This window comes from Oleiphilus sp. HI0125 (assembly GCF_001635355.1).
Genome location: NZ_LWGF01001147.1, coordinates 1 through 690, shown reverse-complemented (window position 1 = coordinate 690; position 690 = coordinate 1). Strand labels below are relative to the sequence as shown.

Genomic DNA, 690 nt, shown 5'->3' with positions numbered 1-690 from the left:
TCAAAAAGCTGACTTAGCAGGTATTCGTGTGAGCGATGCACAGCTCAACGAGACCTTAGTCAACATCGCAAGCTCAAGCGGTATGACCCTACAGCAATTCCAACAACAGCTGGCGAAAGAGGGTGAAACCTATGCCGCAGCGCGAGAGCAAATTCGTCGTGAAATGCTCGTGTCGCGTGTGCAGCAGCGAGAGGTTGATCGTCGCGTCCGCGTGACTGAGCAGGAAATTAATAACTTCTTGAGTTCCAGTGAGGCACGTGAACGTTCAGGAACAGAATACTATATCGGTCATATTCTGATTTCAGTTCCTGAGGATGCTACGCCTGAACAAGAAGAAGCTGCGCAAGAACGTGCCGATGCCGTGTTAGCAGAGCTAAAGAATGGGGCAGACTTCCAACAAGTTGCGATTGCTCGTTCTGATGGCCGCCAAGCATTAAATGGTGGTGTTATTGGATGGCGTAAAGAGAATGAATTGCCATCGATTGCGGCCGATGTACTGCCAAACTTGGTGAAGGGACAACCTTCTGAGTTGATTCGTTCGGCAAGTGGCTTCCACATTATAACCGCTTTAGATAAACGCGGTGGAACAGAGCAGTGGGTTGAGCAGCGCAAGGTGCGCCATATCTTAGTGGCACCGAGTGCAATTCGTAGCGATCGCCAAGCTAAAGAGATTATCGACAAGCTCTACGA

At 49.7% G+C, this 690-nt stretch carries 1 protein-coding gene; it reads left to right on the top strand.

Features of this window, described 5'->3' with window-relative positions; all coding sequences use genetic code 11:
• On the top strand, positions 1–690 hold a 690-nt coding region (locus A3762_RS19915), incomplete at both ends, for a peptidylprolyl isomerase (RefSeq protein ID WP_197469425.1).